Here is a 17,969-nt window from a genome sequence, read left to right as displayed (position 1 = left end):
ATGACTCGCCATTTTTATGTCATTTAAAATCTAATGGATAAGCTCAAAGCTTAAACCCACTGGCCTGCGGCAAAGCCTGAGCTCCAGCACCATTGGAAGTTGTAGCCACCTAACCAACCAGTTACGTCCATAACTTCACCAACGAAGTAGAGACCAGACACACTCTTACATTCCATGGTTTTTGAAGATAGGTGATTGGTGTCTACACCGCCTAGGGTCACTTCCGCTGTTCGGTAGCCTTCGGTGCCGTTTGGCGCAATTTTCCAGTTCTCTAAATGCTCTACAATGTCATTCAGCTGTTTTTCATTGAACTGCTTGAGCGGCTTGTCTTCCAGTTCTTTACGATCAATCAACACTTCCACAAAACGCTTTGGTAATGCTTTCGCCAAGGTGTTTTTCAGGCTCTGATTTGGGTGTTTCTCACGAGAGTTTTCAAGTAGTTCAGCAACGTCCACTTCTGGTACTAGATTAATCGAAACCGATTGACCCGCTTTCCAGAAAGAAGAAATTTGCAATACCGAAGGGCCAGATAAGCCGCGATGAGTAAACAGCAACGCTTCTTTGAATAAGGTACCGTCTTGCGCGGTGATCTCGGCAGGAATCGCGATTCCTGAAAGCTCAGCAAAGGCTTCTTTGTCTTCTTTATGCAGAGTAAATGGCACCAAACCTGCTGTAGTCGGCATCACAGACAAACCAAACTGCTCGGCAATCTTATAGCCAAATGGCGTCGCGCCTAGTTTCGGCATCGATAAACCGCCCGTCGCCACGACAAGTGAGTCACACTCAACTTCGTCGGTATTAAGGTGCATCTTGAAGCCAGCGTCTGTTTTTTCGATGGAGTGAACATCACAACGGTAGCGCTGCTCAACTTTCGCCTGCTTACACTCTTCAAGCAACATGCTCACGATGTCTTTTGCAGTGTGGTCATTCACACAGAACAATTGGCCGTGGTCTCGCTCTTCGAACTCAATACCGTACTTGCTCACCATCGAGATAAAATCCCAGTTGGTATATTGAGATAAGGCTGACTTCACGAAGTGAGGGTTGTTACATAGGAAGTTGTTGGCTGAAACATCATAGTTAGTGAAGTTACAACGGCCGCCACCTGAGATTAAAATTTTTCTGCCTGGTTTCTTTGCATGATCAACCACCAGCACTCGTCGGCCACGTTTACCCGCTTCCGCAGCACACATTAAGCCCGCGGCGCCCGCACCAATTACGATTACATCAAACTTTTCACTCATTGGGGTTCTGCTTTCTTCACTTTTGCACCTCGAGTACGCCCTGTTCTCGAAATGCCATCAATAAAAAAGGATGTGCATAAACAGCACATCCTTACTAATTGCTCGCTATTCTAGCGGCAATTTTAAACTTTGCAATTGATGTTCAATTGTACAATTTGCAGACAGCAGCAAAACCACTACTTGGCTTAGCGAACCAACAACCGAAGCTTTACACCAAAACCTAAACTCTACTTCACGCGTACTAAATAACTTAGACGATGAAAGAAGACAGCAATGTTACACCCAACAGAGCGGAAGAAAGTATAAACAACTGTCTTACGCGATCACACTTCGACATAAACACTTCGTCGTGATGATGGTGATACTCTTTGCTTTTGATGTAACTAAACAAGCGAACCTGTTTGGTCATATTGCCATGAGTTGTGAAGAATCCACCTCCGTCTACTTGTTGATAAAGTAGAGGATGTGCTTCTCGCATTATATAAATGAGTGTTCTTAGCGCAGTAAAATATCTCGCCCAGTTCACGCAAGTCACAACCATTAGTGCAAATAGAATAGTGTCGCCGCTGATCATCCTTTCCTCCCTACATCTTCATAAGAAAACTCAAAAGAAAAAGATAATCAGTGTCTTTCCCGTACTACCTAAACGGCAGGAGCTTCCATAATTGAAGATGAACCATCTTTTGCCAATTGCGCTAGGTCTTTATCAATAAAGAACAGTGCTTTACCGTCTTCACCAACAAGCTCTAGCTTATCCAATACACCTTTAAACAACTTCTCTTCTTCGTGTTGCTCTGCAACGTACCATTGCAGGAAGTTAAAGGTTGAGTAATCTTGTGTGCTGAAAGCAACGTGAGCCAGTTTGTTGATCTTTTGAGTAATCATTTGCTCATGTTCGTAAGTTTCACGGAACACTGCACCAAGGCTATCAAATTCATGTTTTGGCGCTTCAATCGCACCAAGAATTGGCATTGCACCTGTTTCACTTACGTAAGTGAAAAGACGCTGCATATGTTCCATTTCTTCTACCGCATGAACACGCAGAAACTCTGCTGCACCTTCAAATCCTTTGTCTTCACACCAAGCACTCATTTGTAAGTATAGATTGGATGAGAAAAATTCTAGGTTAATTTGATCATTCAGTTGCTCAACCATAGTTTTTGACAGCATTTAAGACTCCTAATTACATCCTCAATTTTCTCTACTATATCACTATTTAATGAATATCTCGCAGGCCATTAGTTAACCAATATTTCGAGCCGTCACTACGCAAGACAGTGGATATGAGATCACTTCAGCAAAAAAAGCCATCGCATAGTGCTAATCTTAAATCAGACAATGAATAAAGGAGGTAGCGATATGAGTTACAAACATATTTTGGTCGCGGTCGATTTATCAGAAGACAGCAAATTAATTGTGGATAAAGCGGTAGCATTGGCTAAGCCATTGGAAGCCAAAGTCTCTTTTATCCATATCGATATTAACTACGCAGAGCTGTATACAGGCCTGATTGATATCAACATGGCAGAAACCCAACATAACGCGATGGAAGCATCTCGAGTTCAGCTGCAAAATTTTGCTGAGCATGCTCAATACCCAATCACCCATACCTTAGTGGGCAGTGGCGATTTGAGTCATGAGCTGTGTGACACCATCAACGAGTTCAATGTTGATTTGGTGGTTTGTGGTCACCATCAAGATTTCTGGAGCAAGCTACTTTCTTCAACACGACAACTGATCAACGCCTCTCCGGTTGATATGCTGGTCGTGCCTCTAAGAGATTCAGAAGACTAATGAATTAAGGTTAGGTAACATACAGCTCATATCTTATTAACGAAGTTTTACTATGAGCTATTTAGCTGGTGTTACCCTCCTATGGGCCTTCTCCTTTAGCCTGATCGGCGTCTACCTTGCTGGTCAGGTTGATGCTTGGTTCTCTGTACTGATGCGTGTTGCCCTTGCAGGTATCGTGTTTCTTCCTTTCCTTAAGTTCCGTGGCGTCTCGCGTAAGCTGATCGCCAAATTGATGGCCATTGGTGGCATCCAGCTTGGCTTAATGTACTGCTTCTACTATCAGTCTTTCTTGCTGCTATCCGTTCCTGAAGTCCTTTTGTTTACCGTCTTTACCCCAATTTACGTCACGCTTATTTATGACTTTCTCAAAGGGCAATTCTCTCCGTGGTACTTAGTAACTGCGGCAATTGCGGTATTGGGCGCGGTATTCATTAAATTTGCAGGCATCAATGAGAACTTTTTAGTTGGCTTCCTCGTCGTGCAAGGCGCGAACCTATGCTTTGCTATCGGTCAGGTGAGTTACAAGGTAGTGATGGAAAAGGAATCGACTGAATTACCTCAGCGAACCGTATTTGGTTACTTCTACTTAGGGGCGTTATGCGTCGCTTCCGTTGCTTTCATGCTACTGGGCAATCCAGAGAAGCTGCCAACCACCTCTCTTCAATGGGGAATCCTGATCTACCTTGGCTTGATTGCTTCGGGGCTGGGTTACTTTATGTGGAACAAAGGCGCGTGCATGGTCAATGCTGGCGCACTGGCTGTGATGAACAATGTCTTAGTTCCAGCTGGCCTTGTGGTGAACATCCTGATTTGGAACAGAGATGTCGATTTGGTTCGATTGTCTATTGGTGGTGCCGTTATCTTGTTCTCTTTGTTCGTCAATGAGACGTGGGTGAAGAAGCGTGTTGCGAGAGATGCTAGCAATGCCTAGCGCGTTAAGCTAACAAGCTGTATTTAGCTAACAAGATTATTATTAAAAAGAATATCCAGAAAGCAAAAGAGCGACCGTAGGTCGCTCTTTTTAAATCATCTGTGTAGCAATAAGCTCTTCGAATTAACTTCAGTGGATGTGATTGTGGCTCACCACCTGAGTCTTGCTTTCAGTGAAGGCAACGTCATCAAGTTGTAGGTTGATGCGTTCAAGGTCACTTTCCAGTTTTTGGCTTTTCTTAAACAGCTTTTGCTGTTTCTTAATCATCTTCGCTAGCTTTTTGTTGTACTTCTCTTGTTTCTTGGCCGCTTTCTTCGCTTGTTTGAGTTCAGCTTTCTCATCGCCGCTCGCCTTCGCCATCAATTTTTTCAGCTTGGCTTTCTTCAACGCGACTTTATCCGCTGTTGCTACAACCGCAGGGTCAAAGATTTGTACAACTGGCTCAGCACTGTCCATGACTTCGATAAGAGAGACTTCTGGAGTTGGCAATGTTTCGGCAAGTAGACCACACGCGACTTTTTCTTCAGCGGGTTTATTCTGACAATCAATCGGTGGGATGGCTGTTGGTTTGCATAGATTCGCTTGATCCGACGATGAGCGCGCACAAGAGCGGCACACGAACTTTGGTTCAGTCACCAAACTGTGGATTTCTCCCAAGTGTTCGGTGATATCTCGACGGTTTAACTTACAAAAGCGTTTAGCCATGCTACAACTCCAGCTAAGAATAATAATGATTCTTAGTTAGATATACATCCGTAACGCGACTATCGCAAGTGTTTAATGGCAATTTATCGTATTTATGACGGGAAACTTTCTTAGCGCGTCTCTAAGTTATTGATGTCTTAACTAGGTCATTGATGCTTTCACATAGACATCAAAACGGTTCTTTTTAGTTTCGATTGCCATGCTCGGTTTTTGCTCGTCTAACCATGCTGCGTAATCCGGTCTTTTGACCACAACACGCTTTGATGCGAGCTTCATCGCAGGCTCAAATAAGCCATCGGCATCCAGATCGGCGCCAACCAAAGATTGGAATACACGCATCTCTTTCTTAACCAAAGCCGATTTCTTTTTGTTCTCTGGGTGCGGGTACATCGGGTCGAGATACACCACATCTGGCTGTTCAAAGTCAGGATCGTTACTCAGCTTATTTAGGGCATCATGGCTAGAAGCATGAATCAACTTCATACGTTCAGTTACCCAACCACCGATGTCAGGGTCTTGCTGAGCTCGCTGCAAGCCATCATCGAGCAGTGCTGCCACAACAGGGTGACGCTCGACCATCTGTACTTTACAGCCCAACGACGCCAACACAAACGCATCACGTCCTAGACCAGCGGTACCATCGAGGATAGTTGGCGTTGCACCTTTGTTTAAACCTGCCGCTTTAGCAATCGCCTGACCTTTACCACCGCCAAACTTACGTCTGTGACCGACTGCGCCTCCCACTAAATCAACAAAAATAGCGCCAAGCTTAGGCTCATCGACTTTACGTAGCTCAAGTCGCTCGCAAGTCAGTACCAAAGCAAAATCGCTGTTTTCATCATGAGATAAATTCCAACGGGTCGCTAAGTCATTTAGATGATCGATTTGGGTAGCATCTTCGCAAATCAGTTGTAGTTGCAAGGTCGTCTCCAACAGACAGTAGTATTCAAAACAAAAGAGGCAACCAGTTTACCTGATTGCCTCAACAATACATATTAGCGGTGAAAAGTATTCCCGGCTAAAGTCGGCTTACCTAAACCAATGGCTCTGTCTCTCGTTCTTGTCTTAACTCTTCAACGAGCTCCGCGAGTGGCTTAGGTCGGCCTATGATGTAGCCCTGCGCGTAGTTCACACCCAGTTCGATCAGCTTATCGATGATCTGGGTATTTTCAACGAACTCAGCCACGGTGTGCTTGCCCATCTGCTTGGCGAGATCATTGATCGAGCGAACCATCACATGGTCCATCTCGTTGACATCAATATCACGCACAAACAAGCCATCGATCTTCACAATGTCGACCGGCAGTTTCTTCAGGTAGCCAAACGACGATAATCCAGAGCCAAAGTCATCCAGTGCAATCATACAGCCAAGCTCTTTGATTCGAGTAAAGAACTTGATCGCCTGCTTCATGTTACTCATCGCAGCCGTTTCGGTGATCTCTAAACAAATCTTATGGCAAGGCACTGACGAGTTAGCCAAGCTTTCAATCAAGAACTCTACAAACTCTCGATTACCCATCGAGTGACCAGACAAATTGATAGAGCACATTCCAAGTTCATCTATCACCTTTGGTCGATGTTCCAACCAAGCGAGCGTTTGGCTCACGACTCGGCGGTCAATCAAGTGCGCTATGTTATAGCGCTCTGAGGCTGGCATGAAAATCCCCGGAGAGATGTATTCACCGTGGATATTCTTGATGCGAACCAAGATTTCAAAGTGCATTTTCTCGCTGTCTTTGTCTAAACCAAGAATGCGCTGAGCAAACAACTCTAAGCGATCGTTAGCCAAAGCCTCATGCACTAGATTCACGCATTCCATCTCTAGGTGACGACGACGCAGGTCTTCATCATCTTGATGGTAAAGGTTGTAACGGTTACGCCCTTCCTCTTTAGCAGCATGACAAGCAGCATCGGCCTGAGCATGTACCATCTGTGGTGAGGCCGCAGTATGGTCAATTAATCGGATACCAATAGAGCTGGTAAGATTAAGGCGAATATCACCCCACAAGAATGGGTTCTCGCTCATCGTCGAGATAATACTGCGACACACATTCACCGCATCTCGCTCAGTACAGTCTTTCATTAATACTGCAAATTCGTCACCACCCATTCGCGCTAACACGGCATTGTATGGCAGAACCTCTTCCAGCAGCTTAGCACTAAACATGATTGCGGCATCTCCCGCTTCATGCCCCGCCGTATCGTTCAAGACCTTAAGTTGGTCTAAATCCAAGAACAACATCGCGTGAGTTCGCATGTGGCTCTCAACCTCTTTGAGCGCCTTTTGCAGCTCTTGCTCAAAGTGGTTACGGTTAAACGTGTCCGTCAGCAAGTCATAACGAGCTTGATATTCTAGCTTTTCAGACAACTCACGAGTTTCGGTAATGTCTTCTCCAACAATCAACAGCTGATCAGACTCAACCAGCGGGCGAATATTTTCACGAATCCAGATGGTGCTGCCATTAGCATGGCGATATTCAATATCACGACGCCATACGCCACGAATCTTATGTTGTGGTTGCAATAAGATATGACGCGGGATCATTGAGTTTTCATCGACATAGAACTCTCTAGGACGATGACCCAGTAGCTGTTCTAGCGGGTAGCCTAGTAACTGCTCAGCAAACTGGTTCACTTGTTGAATGCGATTATTGCCATCAAGCGTAATCATCATCACGGGTTGTTTGTCGTAATACAGCTTGAGATTGGCTTCACGCTGGAACAACTTATTCTCCGCGAGCTTACCCGAGGTAACATCACGAGCTTCAAATAAGAACTGAACATCATCCTCTTCACTGCCCGGCATAGGCTTTAAAGAGATATCTAACACCATCGCACCACGATCACGACACCACACTTCCGCTTCAAATCGTAAAACCTGATGTTCCTCTCGAGAGATGAAATACTCCTTCAACACCTGCCTAGCCGAGTCTTCCCAGTGTTGGTGATGTTGAAGAGATGTTCCCAATTTATAGCCTTGGTTATACAAAAGTTCATGCAACTTGCTGTTGCTCGACACTAACACTCCGCCCTTATCAATAATTCCCATAAATTGCAGGCTTTGATCGAATATCGACTCAAGAAGTAGTTGGCTCTGACGGCTTGTACGTTCACTTTTTTGAAGGCGATTAAGGTAGTACATCAAGGTGACGATCACACATAACATGCTTAAGAAAAGCAAGCCGATCGTACGAATTTCATCGAGATAACGAACCCAAAATGGCTTGGGTTTGTTTAAGAAAGTCACTGATGCTTCATTTTCTGCGCCTAGGTTCCAGCGAGAGATTTGTTGATAGTCGAGTTTAATTTCAGCAGCACCGGGAACCACGGTGCGCAATGGCGCTGATGGGTTATCAAGTACTTCTAAAAGTATGCTTCCAGCCTCTCGACCTTGAATCATCCCTCCTTGAATCACACCGCCAATAGCGCCATGCCCCAAGCCTAAATCGTTAACCATATAGATAGGTATTTGGCTTTTTTTGTTTAATTCACGCCAGTCTTCATTGCTAGTCACACGGCCGTTAATATCTCGAAAATAAACCCAGAACAACAGGCAATTACCCGGCTTTGCCTTTTGAGTGAATGCAATCAATTCTTGGTAAGTGTCTGGTGTGTAATGCTTCACAACACCTGACATCTCAGGGTTGTTTTCAAGGAAGGTATCAATCTGGTTACGAACAGCCTCGCCAGTGACCGAGTGATCGGTTACCACATGAATTCTTTTTACCGACGTTTGAAGGCGCTTAATCAGTTCGATGTTGCTCGCCATATCGGTGTCTTCGGTTACGCCTGTCGCATTCAATCCTTCAATCATGTCTGGTGAAAAGTTGTTAATTCCCCCAAAAATCACTGGCGTACCCTTTAATTGCGGAGCCAATCGCTTCATTAGGTTTAAAGCGTTGTTATCACTCACGACAACGGCTGCAAAGTCTTCGTGCATCAATTTAGTTCTATAGAGTTGATACACGCGCTCCAAATATTCAGAATTTTGTGTGCGTTTACTATCGAGATATACGACTCGATAAGACAAGCGGGTTCGATCCAGCTCTTCTGCCAACCCTTTTTGGAAACTGTCTGTCCAAAAAAAACCTTGATGGTAAGAGTGAATAACCAACACATCTTTTGTTTGTGCTGAAGCGAAAAAACTCCAACACATCAAAATTAATAACAACGAAAATCGCACTGAATTCACCCTAACACTATAGTTGCTGCTAATATTATCACCCTTGGCTATGATGTGTACTCTAGCTAGTCTGATTTCATTCAATCTAAGGATTCTGCATGTCCACTACCACCGCTCGCCTGGATGACCTAGACCGTGCCATTCTAAAAACTTTAATGGAAGACGCGCGCACACCTTATGCTGAAATGGCCAAGCAGTTCGATGTTAGCCCTGCGACAATTCACGTTCGAATAGAAAAAATGAGAGCGGCTGACATTATTGAGCGTACAGAAGTGGTGGTAAACACTAAAAAGTTAGGTTACGACGTGTGTTGCTTTATTGGCATCAACCTCAATGCGGCCCGCGATTACCATTCAGCCATTGCCAAACTCAATGCTTTAGATGAGGTGGTTGAGGCCTACTACACCACCGGCGCCTACAATATTTTCGTCAAGTTGATGTGTAAATCGATAGAAGAATTGCAGTTCGTGCTGATTGATAAATTGCAGGCGATCGACGAGGTTCAATCGACTGAGACTCTTATCTCGCTGCAAAACCCAATCAATCGCAATGTGAATCCATAATCTATATACGCACTAGATTATGTTTGGGTGACCCAAAAAGAAAAGGCTGAACGCAATGTTCAGCCCTTAATTTATCTAGTTTATGTCGTCTCGAATCTAAGCTATATAAACGAAAATCTAAGCTTGAATGCCCGCGTGACGAAGCATCGCATCGATTTGAGGCTCACGACCACGGAAGCGTTTGAACAGCTCCATCGGCTCTTCACTGCCACCCATCTCAAGGATGTTGTTCAGGAAGCGGTTACCGGTTTCAGTGTTGAAGATACCCTCTTCTTCAAATGCTGAGAACGCATCTGCCGATAGCACTTCTGCCCATAGGTAGCTGTAGTAACCTGCGCTGTAACCACCAGCAAAGATGTGACCAAAGCTGTGTGAGAATCGGTTCCAATCTAAGCTTGGCAGTACCGATACCTTAGACTTAACATTCGCTAGCGTTTCTAGTACGCGAGCACCCACTTCTGGGTCATATTCTGTGTGTAGCGTGAAATCGAACAAACCAAGCTCTAGCTGACGCAGGATAAACATCGCTGACTGGAAGTTCTTCGCCGCTAGCATCTTCTCTAGCATCTCTTTTGGTAATGCTTCACCCGTTTCAAAATGGCCAGAGATAAACGACAGCGCCTCTTCTTCCCAACACCAGTTTTCTAGGAACTGACTTGGTAGCTCAACGGCATCCCAAGGCACACCATTGATACCAGCCACAGCGCCCGCTTCAACTTGCGTTAGCATATGGTGGATACCGTGACCAAATTCGTGAAACAAAGTCACGACTTCATCATGGGTAAACAGTGCAGGCTTATCACCAACTGGCTTGTTGAAGTTACACGTTAGGTAAGCAACAGGTGTTTGTAGTTCACCAGATTGAGTAATGCGACGACCGCGACAGTCATCCATCCAAGCGCCACCACGTTTGTGTTCACGTGCGTATAGGTCCAGGTAGAAGCTACCGCGCAATGTTCCTGTCGCATCAAAGATGTCGAAGAAACGCACTGAATCATGCCATGTATCCACACCTTCACGCTCAGTCACCGACATACCAAACACACGGTTTAGTACTTCGAACAAACCAGAAACTGCGTTCGACTCAGGGAAGTATGGACGAAGCTCTTCATCAGAGATCTCGAACAAGTTCTGTTTTTGTTTCTCGCTGTAGTAAGCGATGTCCCACAGGTTTAGCTCAGAGACACCAAACTCTTTCTCAGCAAACTGACGTAGCTCTTCTACTTCGCGCTCACCTTGCGGTTTGGCTTTTACTGCTAGGTCGTTAAGGAAACCAAGTACTTGGTCTGGCGTTTCTGCCATCTTAGTCGACAAAGATTTTTCGCTGTAAGTGCTAAAGCCAAGCATGCGTGCGATCTCGTGGCGCAGCTTAAGTTGCTCTGTGATGATCTCAGTGTTGTCCCACTTGCCAGCATTTGGACCGCGATCTGAAGCACGCGTTACGTAAGCTTCGTACAGCTCTTTACGTAGTTCTTGGTTATCACAGTAGGTCATCACCGGTAGGTATGATGGGATATCTAGAGTCAGTAGGTAACCTTCCTGCTCTTTAGCTTCTGCCGCGGCTTGTGCTGCCGCCAGTGCTGATTCAGGCATACCGGCCAGTTCAGCCACGTCTGTCACCTGCTTGCTCCAACCCATGGTTGCATCAAGCACGTTGTTTGAGAATTGAGAGCCTAACTCAGACTGACGCTTGCTGATTTCGCCGTAGCGGTGCTGCTCGTCAGCTGGTAAGCCAATGCCTGATAATTCAAAATCACGTAGCGCGTCGGTAATGGTTTTTTGTTGAGCTTGGTCGAGTGCTGAGAATGCCTCACTCGCCTTGATCGCTTTGTACGCTTCGAACAAACCTTTGTGTTGGCCAACCCAAGTACCGTATTCAGAAAGTACCGGCAGGCAGCTCTCATAAGCGTCACGCAGCTCATCGCTGTTCATCACAGAATTCATATGGCTTACTGGTGACCAAATGCGGCCTAGACGATCATCCACTTCATCAATCGGAGCAACGAGGTTGTCCCAGCTTGGTGAAGTATTACCTTCAAGTACTTGTTCTATCTTGTTGCGACACTCTTCAATCACTTGCTCAACCGCAGGCTTAACGTGCTCAGGCTTGATTTGTGAAAACGGAGGTAAGTCCGTGAAGGTTAATAGCGGATTAGACATATAAACATTCCTTTGGCTTTGGAGACTTTCGTCTTTCTATAATGAGGTCGTCTTACAGTCATCAGGCTCAGGAGCGCCCTAAAAAATCACCTGCGAATAGTTATTAAATAGTGGCCATGAAGGCAAATTTCAATAGTAGAACCAATAACTAACTGCATATAGCTAGCGACTGCTTCTGAATTGTTCGAGAATTTATAGCTCATTGAGGGTTATAATGGTCAGATTAACCCTACCTACACTAACCACACTCTAAAACGAGAGTGTTACGAGAGTTTAATTTGTTAAGTTATCGCCACAGCTTCCACGCAGGCAACCATGCCGACGTAGTAAAGCATATCGTACAGAGCCTTATTCTTAATTCTTTGAAACAAAAGGATAAGCCTTTTGTTTATCATGACACTCACTCTGGTGTAGGTCGTTACGACTTAACGCATGAATGGTCTGAAAAAACGGGCGAATACAAACAAGGTATTGCACGCGTCTGGGCACAAACAGAACTTCCTGAAGACATTCAAAGCTACCTTGAGTCTATCTCTGCACTCAACAATGGCGAAAAACTGCGTTTCTATCCAGGTTCACCACGTGTTGCACGTGCACACCTGCGTGATCAAGACCGCATGGTATTAACCGAACTTCACCCTGCAGACCACCCTTTGCTTGAGCAAGAGTTCCACCGCGATCGTCAGGTGTCTATCTATAAAGAAGATGGCTTCCAACGCTTAAAAGGCAGCCTGCCACCAAAAGAGCGTCGTGGTTTGGTACTGATCGATCCGCCTTACGAGCTGGCAAAAGAGTATCGTGATGTTGTGACTGCGATTGCTCAAAGCCATAAGCGCTGGGCAACCGGTATCTACGCAATTTGGTACCCAGTGGTAAACCGTTGTGATATCGAAGACATGATCGAAGGCCTTGAAGGCTTAGGCATCAACAAAATTCTACAAATCGAACTTGGCGTATCACCAGACACCAACGAGCGTGGCATGACAGCATCAGGCATGATTGTGATCAACCCGCCTTGGAAGCTAGAAAGCCAAATGAATGAAATTCTTCCATTCTTGAAGGAAGCAATTGCGCCAGCGACCGGTCACTTCAAAGTAGAGTGGATCGTACCCGAGTAATCTCAAACTCGATGGCATAGTTTGAAGAATCTTCAATAGACTGTGACATACACGAATAAATTTTAAACAGGGAGATTGAGTTCAACCAATCTGCCCTCAATATAATAATTAGACAATTTAAGAATCTATAGGACGTAGGTATCCAGTGTTCTCACTGTGACTACAGCCTTCAATAAATGGAGAAAGTAATGGCGACTCATTTTGATTACATCTGTATCGGTGGCGGTTCAGGCGGCATCGCATCAGCTAACCGCGCAGCAATGCACGGTGCAAAAGTTGCACTTATCGAAGCTCAAGACCTTGGTGGTACTTGTGTAAACGTTGGTTGTGTTCCTAAAAAAGTGATGTGGCACGGTGCTCAGGTTGCTGAAGCGATCAACCTATATTCAGAAGACTACGGCTTCGACGTTGAAGTAAAAGGCTTCAACTGGGGCAAGCTGGTTGAAAACCGCCAAGCGTACATTGGACGTATCCACGAATCTTACGATCGCGTTTTGGGTAACAACAAAATAAACGTAATCAAAGGCTTTGCTAAGTTTGTCGATGAGAAGACTGTTGAAGTTAACGGTGAGCATTACACAGCTGATCACATTCTGATCGCAGTGGGTGGTCGTCCAACTATTCCAAACATCCCTGGCGCAGAGCACGGTATCGACTCAAACGGCTTCTTCGACCTGATGGAGCAACCAAAGCGTGTTGCTGTAATCGGTGCAGGCTACATCGCGGTAGAAATCGCAGGCGTATTAAGTGCACTTGGCACAGAAACCCACCTGTTCTGTCGTAAAGAGTCACCACTTCGTAGCTTTGACCCAATGATCATCGAAACATTGGTTGAAGTAATGGAAGCGGAAGGCCCAACACTTCACACGCATTCTGTACCTAAAGAAGTTGTAAAAGAAGCGGACGGTACTCTGACTCTGCACCTAGAGAACGGCAACACTCAAAACGTTGACCACCTAATTTGGGCTATCGGCCGTCACCCAGCGACTGACGCTATCAACCTAGCATCAACGGGTGTTGCAACCAACGACCGCGGCTACATCAAGGTAGATGAGTTCCAAACGACAAATGTTCCTGGCATCTACTGTGTTGGCGACATCATGGAAGGCGGCATCGAACTAACACCTGTCGCGGTTAAAGCTGGTCGTCAGCTTTCTGAGCGCCTATTCAACGGCAAAACGAACGCTAAGATGGACTACGAGCTAGTGCCTACTGTTGTATTCAGCCACCCACCTATCGGCACGATCGGTCTAACGACTCAAGAAGCTGAAGAGAAGTACGGCAAAGACAACATCAAGGTTTACACATCTGGCTTCACTGCAATGTACACAGCAGTAACCAAGTACCGTCAACCTTGTAAGATGAAGCTTGTATGTGCTGGTGAAGAAGAGACAGTAGTCGGCCTGCACGGCATCGGCTTCACTGTTGATGAAATGCTTCAAGGCTTCGGCGTTGCAATGAAGATGGGCGCAACCAAAGCAGACTTCGACTCTGTTGTGGCGATTCACCCAACGGGCAGCGAAGAGTTCGTAACGATGCGTTAAACCTTTGTAAGTCAAAGAAATATTATGAAAAAGCCGACAGATGTCGGCTTTTTGTTTTTTTACCGTATGGTTTGAATGTTTATTAACCGAACAGCATTTTACACACTTAACTTGGAAGTAATATCATACTACAATCGCGCGCTATAAAATTACACGCATAAAAATAACAAATAGCTCTATTACATAAAGGATGTACGAGTAATGAAAAAAGTGAGTATTCTCGCAGCGGCGATTGCAGTGGCTTTAACAGGTTGTGGTAGCGACAGTTCTAATTCAGGTGTCACAACACCGACAAAACCATCAACAACAACCAACAAATTTATCGATGCAGCTGTTGAAGGTATCTACTACAACACCAGTTCTGGCTTAAACGGTGTTACAAATAGCGAAGGCGAATTTACCGCTAAAACTAACGACACAGTGACCTTCTTCATTGGTGGTGAAAACGGCTTAAAAGTAGGCGCCGCATCAAACCGTGATGTACTGACTCCATTTGAAGCGGCAGGTAAATACGCTCGCGCACTTAACCTAGCAATTTTACTTCAGTCTATGGATAACCAGTTTGGTGACACTTCAGACGAAGTGTTAACTCTCCCAGATGAGCTACGTGAACCTGATGCTGCAACTCTGACGAAGATGAAAGACCTAAGTCTTGATGACCGTGCTAGCGTGATTGCTTTCCTAGATGCGATGGGCGTAGAAGCTGCAAATATCACTTCAGAAAGCGACGCTCTAACGCATATGCAGTCTGCGTTTGGCTCAATGGAACGCGGTGATGACTCTGCAAACCCATTTATCACTGCTGGTAAATTCGTTCGTTACATTGATGTAACCCAGAACTCAGGCCAATTCACCTACGTCCATGCTGATAAGCTAATGGAAGAAGAAATGTTCGAGCGTACTCGCGGTATGACCGAAATGACATTCAAAGTGAATTCTGCGGACTCAGTAACGATGCTTACGGGATCTAACGACTATTCGTTATCAGAAAGCTTTGCTGAACAGTACCTAACATGTGTTTCTGATGCGACAAACCAATGGATCGAAGAAGAAGATCCAGAAAGGAAGGGTTGTGATATTGATGGTGATAACCAAATAGACCATGAGAATGGCGATCTTACACCTGATACTGCATATGTTCTCGATGATGCTTTTGCCTACAAACTGCGAGACTTAGCACAATCAACAACCGCTGACGAAGAGTTCACAACCGCAGACATCGAAGGATGGAAGCCATTTGATGCACAAAAAGCATCAGACTTGAATCACTACATAGCAAACAATGTCTGGGATGACAAAGATGAAGACAGCAACACATCAAACTGGATTCGTGATACTACTTCTGGTTCTTTCGATCCTGTAACAGGCATTTATTCTGAGATCGTTAAGAAAGAAACTCTGGGTAGCGACGCTAGCAATAACCCATCTCGCGTAACAGAGCGTGTTGCGTACTACTACGAAGTTCCAGCGAAAGATTCTGAACGTTACGTGGATTTCACTGGTACATGGCAAACAAAAGAGTTCTGTGACAATGGCGAAGTTGCCGTAAGTACCATGGTATTTGGCGCAACAAAAGTAACTACATCAGGTTTTGAATGTGGCAACGACAACGGAGGCCAGTCTTCGCCAGAAGATATGGGGCAGTTTGACGCAACCTACGCGGAGTTAGGCGCTATCGATTACTGGTGGTTTGGTCAAACAGACCGTGCTTCAAAAGCGACACTAACAGAGCTGAACACAGTAGTTCGTTTCTGCGACCAAGACAATTACGTTGCAGGCTCGTCTTGTAACTCAAACGATGAATACTTCGTTAAGTGGGAATACCAACCTGCGGGTACCAACTGGGATGAAGGTCTGCTTATCCGTCGAAAGATGGATAAAACAGGTAACACCAATGGTCGTGTTAGCATCATGCAGAAAATCAACTAACCTTTGAGTTAATTTGATTACTTATTAATAAACCAGAAGCTGTGCTTCTGGTTTTTTCATTTCTAGCGCACATGAACCTTTAAACAACCATCAACGTAGATACAAAAACCAAAACCTATCTAGAACAGCAATGGAGTTTGTGATGAATCTACTAATTGAATCATTTGAAGGCGGGATTTACTTGGCTTACCAAATCATCGGCGAGCAAAAACAGTTAATCAAAGACGACCACCAGCACCCAATGAAGTTTTTGAGTGTTAACCAAGCACGCGACCACTTTAGCGACCAAGGCGTGGCGTCGGCAATGTTGGTTCACAACAGTGCCTACGACGAAATGTGTGGTGAGCATTGTGGCCACACCCAACCGTTCGAGATTGATTTGAAGTGGAGTTAAATCAACTTCAAATCAATCGCGATAAAAATTGAAAGGCTTACATCAATGTAAGCCTTTCTTATGGGAGTAACTTTCCCTCTTATTCACTTAAATCAACGCAATGTCCGCTTCTGCCTGCGTTTGATGTTTTGCTCTTTCACAATAAAGTCGAACAATGGTGCGAAGAGGTTGGCGAACAGGATGGCCAACATGATGCCTTCTGGATAAGCAGGGTTGAGCACGCGAATACCAACCGTCATTACACCGATAAGAATCCCGTAAGCCCACTTACTCTGATTGGTAAAAGCGGCAGAAACTGGGTCGGTCGCCATGAAGAAAGTACCAAAAGCAACACCGCCCAACACAAAGTGCCAGTAGAACGGCATCGAGAACATCGAGTTGGTATCAGAGCCAACCCAGTTCATCAAACTTGAAGTCACGACGAGGCCAATAATCACACCGGCGACAATGCGCCAAGAGGCAATTTTCATGACAATCAGAATCAGACCCGTCAACATGATAAGCAATGAAGAAACCTCACCCATCGAGCCCGGTATATTACCGATAAACGCATCCATCCAGGTTATCGTCTCGCCAGTCATATTATTGATAAGCGAAGTACTACCACCCTCATACCATTGACTCAGTGGTGTCGCGCCTGAATAGCCGTCAGCGGCAACCCACACAAGTCCACCCGACATGTTGGCTGGATAAGCGAAATAGAGAAACGCGCGGCCTGCGAGTGCAGGGTTAAGGAAGTTTCGTCCTGTACCACCGAACAGCTCTTTGGCGACAACGATACCAAAAGTGATACCTAATGCGGCTTGCCAGAGCGGAATGGTTGGCGGGAGGATTAGTGCAAACAGCACCGAGCTGACAAAGAAGCCTTCATTAACTTCGTGCTTGCGAACGACTGCAAACAAGACCTCCCAGAAGCCACCCACAACAAACACTGTGGCATAAACAGGTAGAAAATAGAGTGCACCAAGCAACATCTGACTTGCCCAGCCACTTGCTATCAATGACTGTGCATCACCAAATGCCCATGACAAGCGCCAGCTGCTTTCAATAACAGAGGTAAGTTCGTTAAGTTGATAACTGGACGTTAATGCGAGGAAGCTTTGGTGTCCGACGTTATACATCCCCCAAAACATCGCGGGAAAGGTCGCTAGCCACACCAGAATCATAATACGCTTGAGATCGATGCTGTCTCGAACATGGGTCAAGCCTTGGTTTACGTTGCCGGGCGTATAAAATATGGTCGCAAAAGCCTCATACACAGGGTAAAGCTTTTCGTACTTCCCTCCAGCTTCAAAGCGTGGAGCCACGTCTTCTAATCGTTTTTTTAAACTCATAATCTCAATCACCTTATTGCTTGAGTTATGGTTTTCTACGCATCAATTGCTCTATTTGAACAGTTTCTAG

The 17,969-nt window shown here is 45.3% G+C and carries 15 protein-coding genes; 7 read left to right on the top strand and 8 right to left on the bottom strand.

Annotated elements, in window-relative coordinates; translation table 11 throughout:
- Nucleotides 1-50 precede the first annotated feature (50 nt).
- The 3 genes from DUN60_RS14745 to ftnA all read right to left on the bottom strand — a co-directional run bounded on the left by DUN60_RS14745 (nt 51) and on the right by ftnA (nt 2,414).
- On the bottom strand, nt 51-1,244 hold the full coding sequence (locus tag DUN60_RS14745; RefSeq protein WP_114634170.1) for a BaiN/RdsA family NAD(P)/FAD-dependent oxidoreductase: 1,194 nt from the start codon (nt 1,242-1,244) through the stop codon (nt 51-53).
- 250 nt (nt 1,245-1,494) lie between these two features.
- A complete protein-coding gene (uspB, locus tag DUN60_RS14740; protein WP_004735557.1) occupies nt 1,495-1,818 on the bottom strand; it encodes a universal stress protein UspB in 324 nt (107 codons plus the stop codon).
- A gap of 68 nt (nt 1,819-1,886) precedes the next feature.
- Entirely contained in the window at nt 1,887-2,414 is a 528-nt protein-coding gene (gene ftnA, locus DUN60_RS14735) for a non-heme ferritin (protein WP_004735556.1), read from the bottom strand.
- Nucleotides 2,415-2,603: 189 nt separating this feature from the next.
- On the opposite strand from ftnA, the gene uspA reads away from it, so the two are divergent.
- Complete coding sequence (uspA, locus tag DUN60_RS14730) at nt 2,604-3,038, top strand: universal stress protein UspA (protein ID WP_004735555.1); 435 nt, start codon at nt 2,604-2,606, stop codon at nt 3,036-3,038.
- 52 nt (nt 3,039-3,090) lie between these two features.
- A complete protein-coding gene (locus DUN60_RS14725; RefSeq protein ID WP_114634169.1) occupies nt 3,091-3,969 on the top strand; it encodes a carboxylate/amino acid/amine transporter in 879 nt (292 codons plus the stop codon).
- 129 nt (nt 3,970-4,098) lie between these two features.
- On the opposite strand, the gene DUN60_RS14720 is transcribed toward DUN60_RS14725, so the two are convergent.
- From DUN60_RS14720 to DUN60_RS14710, 3 genes are all read right to left on the bottom strand, one after another.
- Nucleotides 4,099-4,674, bottom strand: coding sequence for a hypothetical protein (locus tag DUN60_RS14720; protein WP_054548008.1), 576 nt, complete (start codon nt 4,672-4,674; stop codon nt 4,099-4,101).
- Between the two features lie 141 nt (nt 4,675-4,815).
- On the bottom strand, nt 4,816-5,595 hold the full coding sequence (locus DUN60_RS14715) for a class I SAM-dependent methyltransferase (protein ID WP_114634168.1): 780 nt from the start codon (nt 5,593-5,595) through the stop codon (nt 4,816-4,818).
- Nucleotides 5,596-5,707: 112 nt separating this feature from the next.
- Nucleotides 5,708-8,830 carry an EAL domain-containing protein gene (locus tag DUN60_RS14710; RefSeq protein WP_114634167.1) on the bottom strand — a complete coding sequence of 1,041 codons (3,123 nt, stop codon included), beginning with the start codon at nt 8,828-8,830 and terminating at the stop codon, nt 5,708-5,710.
- 125 nt (nt 8,831-8,955) lie between these two features.
- On the opposite strand from DUN60_RS14710, the gene asnC reads away from it, so the two are divergent.
- Nucleotides 8,956-9,420 (top strand): transcriptional regulator AsnC, encoded by a 465-nt coding sequence (asnC, locus tag DUN60_RS14705; protein ID WP_065207378.1) that lies wholly within the window; start codon nt 8,956-8,958, stop codon nt 9,418-9,420.
- A 117-nt stretch (nt 9,421-9,537) separates the two neighbouring features.
- On the opposite strand, the gene prlC is transcribed toward asnC, so the two are convergent.
- Complete coding sequence (gene prlC / locus DUN60_RS14700; RefSeq protein ID WP_114634166.1) at nt 9,538-11,580, bottom strand: oligopeptidase A; 2,043 nt, start codon at nt 11,578-11,580, stop codon at nt 9,538-9,540.
- A 278-nt stretch (nt 11,581-11,858) separates the two neighbouring features.
- Here prlC and DUN60_RS14695 point away from each other — a divergent pair, with 278 nt between their 5' ends.
- The 4 genes from DUN60_RS14695 (at nt 11,859) to DUN60_RS14680 (ending at nt 16,565) form a co-directional block, all read left to right on the top strand.
- Nucleotides 11,859-12,698, top strand: a complete 840-nt coding sequence (locus tag DUN60_RS14695) for a 23S rRNA (adenine(2030)-N(6))-methyltransferase RlmJ (protein ID WP_029224298.1) — start codon at nt 11,859-11,861, stop codon at nt 12,696-12,698.
- Between the two features lie 188 nt (nt 12,699-12,886).
- Nucleotides 12,887-14,242 (top strand): glutathione-disulfide reductase, encoded by a 1,356-nt coding sequence (gene gorA / locus DUN60_RS14690; RefSeq protein ID WP_114634165.1) that lies wholly within the window; start codon nt 12,887-12,889, stop codon nt 14,240-14,242.
- Nucleotides 14,243-14,443: 201 nt separating this feature from the next.
- Nucleotides 14,444-16,171, top strand: a complete 1,728-nt coding sequence (locus DUN60_RS14685; protein ID WP_114634164.1) for a hypothetical protein — start codon at nt 14,444-14,446, stop codon at nt 16,169-16,171.
- Between the two features lie 142 nt (nt 16,172-16,313).
- Nucleotides 16,314-16,565, top strand: coding sequence for a DUF6482 family protein (locus tag DUN60_RS14680; protein WP_017091425.1), 252 nt, complete (start codon nt 16,314-16,316; stop codon nt 16,563-16,565).
- 92 nt (nt 16,566-16,657) lie between these two features.
- Here DUN60_RS14680 and DUN60_RS14675 read toward each other — a convergent pair whose 3' ends face one another.
- Nucleotides 16,658-17,899, bottom strand: coding sequence for an NADH:ubiquinone reductase (Na(+)-transporting) subunit B (locus DUN60_RS14675; protein ID WP_114634163.1), 1,242 nt, complete (start codon nt 17,897-17,899; stop codon nt 16,658-16,660).
- Nucleotides 17,900-17,969: the final 70 nt, after the last annotated feature.

The sequence above is a fragment of the Vibrio splendidus genome (genome assembly GCF_003345295.1).
In the GTDB taxonomy this organism is placed as follows: Bacteria; Pseudomonadota; Gammaproteobacteria; order Enterobacterales; family Vibrionaceae; genus Vibrio; species Vibrio splendidus_K.
This window is presented reverse-complemented; position numbering and strand designations above follow the sequence as displayed.